Raw genomic sequence first — 4,721 nt, forward strand, 5'->3', positions numbered from 1 at the left:
GCATCCCCGTGCCGAATCGGCGCGCGAGCCAAGGGCGGCGGTGCAGGGCGATCTGTCGCTGGCGCTCTGAAGGAACGCCGCGGATGGCTGCCCGGCGGCCTGCGCGCACCGGCGTTTCGGGCCGGCGCCGCCCGCTTTGTGTACGATATGCGGATCGTTCGTCGCCAATCGCGGTGACAAAGTCCACCGCGCATCGTCACAATGTCATCACTTCGCAAGCCGGCCGGCGGCAAGACCGCCGCCGCATCGGCGCCCACGGCGGCCACGCGCAAGACCGCCACCGGCAAACCCGCCGCCCGCAAGGCCACGTCCCGCAGCACCGTTGCGCCGGCTGAGGACGTACAGACCATGAGCGCCGCCGCTGCAAACGCAGTCGCCAATGCCGCCGCCAACACCGCCGCCAACGCCGCCGAGAGCGCGGACAGCGGCAGCGCCGAAGCCTCGGCCACCGAGGCGATCTATCTGAGCCTGCTGTCCGCGATCATGGAACACCGGCTGCTGGCCGGCACCAAACTGGTCGAGGAGCGGCTGTGCGAGGTCACCGGCGCCAGCCGCGCGCGCATCCGCCAGGTGTTCGCCCGGCTGGCGCACGAAAAGCTGGTCACGCTGGTGCCGAACCGCGGCGCCTTCATCGCCAGCCCGTCGGTCGAGGAGGCGCACCAGGTGTTCCAGACGCGCCAGGTCATCGAGCCCGAGCTGGCCGCCACGCTGGCGCGCCACGCGACGCCGGCCAAGGTCCGCAGCCTGCAGCGGCACGTGCAGGAAGAGGACGCGGCGCGCGCACGCGGCGACCGCGCCGCGGTGATCCGGCTATCGGGGGAGTTTCATATCCTGCTGGCGGAAATGGCCGGCAACGCCATCCTGGAGAAGGTCATCCGCGAGATGGTCTCGCTGACCTGCCTGATCATCACGCTGTATGACCGGCCGGGTGCGCCGGCCTGCCCGGAGCACGAACACCGCGACCTGATCGCGGCGATCGAGAAGCGCGACGAAGCCGCGGCCCGCGCGCGGATGCGCGAGCACCTCGAGCACATCGAAGGGTCGCTGGACCTGACCGTGACCGAGGTCGGCGCGCCGGACTTCTACAGCATCTTCAACAAGGGCTGAGCCCCGGCGGCCTGCCGTCCGGACAGGTCAGGACAGCAGCTGCTTCATGTCCTTGACGATCGGCTCGGTGCCCTGGCCGTGGCGGATGAACAGCCGCAGGTGCCCTTCCGGATCGAACACATAGCTGCCGGCCGAATGGTCGACCGTGTAATTGCCCGGCGCGCTGCCGGGCACCTTGGCGTAGAACACCTTGAAGTCCTTGGTCAGCTGGCGCAGTGCCGCTTCGTCGGCGGGCCGCATACCGAGGAAGCGCGGATCGAAGGCCGGCACGTACTGGGCCAGCAGCGCTTGCGTGTCGCGCTCCGGATCGACGGTGATGAACAGCACCTGGACGCGGTCGGCGTCCGGGCCGAGCTGCTCCATCACGGTCTTCCACTCGACCATCGTGGTCGGGCACACGTCGGGGCAATGGGTGTAGCCGAAGAACATCACCACGGCCTTGCCCTTGAAGTCGGCCAGCGTGCGTTCCTTGCCGGTGTGGTCGGTCAGCTTGAAGTCCTTGCCGAATTCGCTGCCGCCGGTCACGTCGATGTTCTGGAAGGTCGGCTTCTGCTGGCCGCAGGCGGCCAGGCCGAGCGCCAGCAGCGCGACCAACAGGAAGCGGCGCAGATTGGCCAGGGACGGGAATACGGACGAGGGAAACGAGGCGGTGCGCATGGTGTCGGTTCGGTTTGGGCTTGTCTGCGTGTGCCGGCGGGAGGAGTGGCGCGGCAGGCGCGCCGGCGGCAGCGGCTAGTATCGCCGATCGCGGCACACCGGGCGCTGGCCGCGACATCGTGTCGCGGCCGGGCGCCGTCATGCCTGCGGCACGAACTTGAAGTAGTGGTCGATCAGCAGCGCGGCGAACAGCAGCGACAGATAGAGAATCGAGAAGCGGAAGGTGCGCTGCGCCAGCGCGTCCGAGTATTGCCGGTACAGCTTCCAGGCATAGGCCAGGAAGATGCCGCCCAGCACCAGCGCCGCCGCCAGGTAGATGTAGCCGCTCATGCCGTAGACAAAGGGCAGCAGCGTCGCCGCGATCATCACCAGCGTGTACAGCAGGATGTGCAGCAGCGTGAAGCGTTCGCCGTGCGTGATCGGCAGCATCGGCAGGCCCGACTTGGCATAGTCGGCGCGGCGGTACAGCGCCAGCGCCCAGAAGTGCGGCGGGGTCCAGGTGAAGATGATCAGCACCAGGAACCAGGCCTCGGCCGGCACGTCGCCCGCCACCGCGGCCCAGCCCAGCGCCGGCGGCATCGCGCCCGACAGGCCGCCGATCACGATGTTCTGCGGCGTGGCGGGCTTGAGCAGGATCGTGTAGACCACCGCGTAGCCGACGAAGGTGGCGAAGGTCAGCCACATCGTCAGGTCATTGGTAAACACGTGCAGCAGCCACATGCCGGCGCCGCCCAGCACCAGCGAGAACACCAGGATCTGGCTCGTGCCGATCTCGCCGGTGGCCGACGGACGCCACGCGGTGCGGCGCATCAGCGCGTCGACCTTCTGCTCGACCAGGCAGTTGATCGCGAAGGCGCCGGCGGCCAGCAGCCAGATGCCGGCGGCTCCGCCGATCAGCACGCGCCACGGCACCATGCCGGGCGTGGCCAGGAACATGCCGATGATGGCGCAGAAGACCGCCAGCTGCGTCACGCGCGGCTTGGTCAGCGCGGCGTACTGGCGGGCGAGGTGGCGCAGCCGGCTGGGCGGTTGCTGGGTCTGGGTAGCGGTGGTGGCCACGGGAGCAGTCTTGTCTTTCATGAGGCGCGCGCCGTGTCGGCCGGGCGATTTGCGCCGGCGGCTTCGGGAGCCGGGGCGTCATGAGCGGCAGCGGGGGCGCGATCGAAGGAACCGGGGGCCGCGGCGGTGGCGGCGCGGGTCGCGAGCCCTATATTGTAATTGAGCCTGACCAACAGCATCAGCAGCACCGCCGCGCCGCCATTGTGGACGACTGCCGGCAAAAGCGGCCAATCGAGCACGATATTCGACAAACCGGTTGCCAACTGCAGCACCAGCGTCGCCAACAGCCAGTGCGACGCCCGCGCCAGCGGCGCAAAACGGCGCGTACGCAGCGCGAACCAGGCCAGATAGCCGAGCACCACCACGGCGAAGCCGCGGTGCACCCAGTGGATGGCCACCAGCGCGGAATGCGGGATGTAGTCGCCGTCCGCCGTCATGCCCAGCTGCCGCCACAGCGTGAAGCCATGGCGGAAGTCCATCTCGGGAATCCATTGCCCGTTGCACAGCGGGAAATCGGTGCAGGCCAGCACCGCGTAGTTGGTGCTGACCCAGCCGCCCAGGAAGATCTGGATCGTCAGCAGCGCCAGCGCGATCCGTCCCGGCCAGCGCAGGCCGGCCGCCGCCGGCGCGATCGTGCGCGGCGGGTCGCTGCGCGAGCCCAGCCAGATCAGCGCCGCCAGCAGCGCCATGCCCAGCAGCAGATGGGTCACCACGATGATCGGCTGCAGCTTCAGCGTGACCGTGAAGGCGCCGAACGCGCCCTGCACGCAGACCAGCAGCAGCACGCCGGTGGCGAACCACGGCGATTGCTTCAGCTCGCGGCGCTTGCTCCAGGCCAGCACCACCAGCGCGATGATCAAGACCCCGACCGCCATCGCGAAGTACCGGTGCAGCATCTCGATCCAGGCCTTGGCCCAGGTCACCGGGCCGCTCGGCAGTGCCGTTTCGGCCGCGCGAATGTGCTCGACGGCCGCATAGGGGTTCGAATGGCCGTAGCAGCCTGGCCAGTCGGGGCAGCCCAGGCCCGAGTCCGTCAGCCGGGTAAAGCTGCCGAACATGATCAGGTCCAGCGTCAGGAACGCGGTGATCCAGACCAGCTTGCGGTATTTGTCGCGGCTGCCGCGGGCCAGCACATAGCTGAGCGGCAGCAGCGCCAGCAGCAGGCCGATCAGGGCGAGTTGAGTCAGCATGGGCCCTCCATCAGCCGATGCGGTTGTACTTGAGCAGGCGGCTGAGGTCCGAATGCACCTTCTTCGGGTCCGGGTCCTTCGGGAACCGCATCATCAGGTTGCCGAGCGGATCGACCAGATACAGCGTGGCCTCGACCGCCTCGCCGTCGGCGGGCGGCAGCCAGCCGCGGATCTGCTCGCGGGGCATGCGCAGGAAGCGCACGCCGGCATAGGGCTCGTTGTAGGCGGCGGTCAGGCGCGGGTCGATCGGCCCGTCGTCGCTGACCAGCCAGACCGGCACGATGCGCTCGCGCTCCTTGCCCTGGCCGGCGCGGATCTGCCGGATCGTGAACAGCCGCTTCGCGCACGCCTCGTCGCAGGCGGCGCTGTCGGTCGACACCAGCAGCCATTTGCCCTTGAAGTCCTGCAGCGGCACCGGCTGGCCGCGCTCGTCCGTCACCTGCACGGCCGGCGCCGGGCGCTGCGGCTCGATCAGCGTGCCGTAGTTGGTCTGCCCGCCGGCCGGCCGGAACACGTAGTAGGTCAGATACGAGGCGATGACCGGCGACGCGCAGACCAGCAGCAGCAACAGCATCTGGATCCGGCCGCGGCGCGTGCGGGCATCGATGCGCGGATCGCTGCGGGAGTCTTGCGGCGCGGCCGGCTTGGCCGTGGCGGGATCGGAAGGCATGGATCGTCGTTGGAGTGATTAATCGTCGTTGCGGGCGG

The 4,721-nt window shown here is 69.1% G+C and carries 5 protein-coding genes; 1 reads left to right on the forward strand and 4 read right to left on the reverse strand.

What is annotated here, in order from left to right; genetic code table 11:
• Window positions 1–201 precede the first annotated feature (201 nt).
• Complete coding sequence (locus B551_RS14080) at window positions 202–1,107, forward strand: GntR family transcriptional regulator (RefSeq protein ID WP_006579469.1); 906 nt, start codon at window positions 202–204, stop codon at window positions 1,105–1,107.
• 27 nt (window positions 1,108–1,134) lie between these two features.
• On the opposite strand, the gene B551_RS14085 is transcribed toward B551_RS14080, so the two are convergent.
• The 4 genes from B551_RS14085 to B551_RS14100 all read right to left on the reverse strand — a co-directional run bounded on the left by B551_RS14085 (window position 1,135) and on the right by B551_RS14100 (window position 4,683).
• Complete coding sequence (locus B551_RS14085; RefSeq protein ID WP_006579468.1) at window positions 1,135–1,764, reverse strand: SCO family protein; 630 nt, start codon at window positions 1,762–1,764, stop codon at window positions 1,135–1,137.
• A 138-nt stretch (window positions 1,765–1,902) separates the two neighbouring features.
• Window positions 1,903–2,844, reverse strand: a complete 942-nt coding sequence (locus tag B551_RS14090; protein ID WP_006579467.1) for a heme o synthase — start codon at window positions 2,842–2,844, stop codon at window positions 1,903–1,905.
• Window positions 2,841–4,013, reverse strand: a complete 1,173-nt coding sequence (locus B551_RS14095; RefSeq protein WP_006579466.1) for a heme A synthase — start codon at window positions 4,011–4,013, stop codon at window positions 2,841–2,843. The genes B551_RS14090 and B551_RS14095 overlap by 4 nt, the downstream gene beginning before the upstream one ends.
• A 10-nt stretch (window positions 4,014–4,023) precedes the next feature.
• The gene (locus B551_RS14100; protein ID WP_006579465.1) at window positions 4,024–4,683 is read right to left on the reverse strand and encodes an SCO family protein; all 660 of its coding nucleotides are present in this window, start codon (window positions 4,681–4,683) and stop codon (window positions 4,024–4,026) included.
• Window positions 4,684–4,721: the final 38 nt, after the last annotated feature.

It is taken from the genome of Cupriavidus sp. HPC(L) (assembly GCF_000307735.3).
Classification (GTDB): Bacteria; Pseudomonadota; Gammaproteobacteria; order Burkholderiales; family Burkholderiaceae; genus Cupriavidus.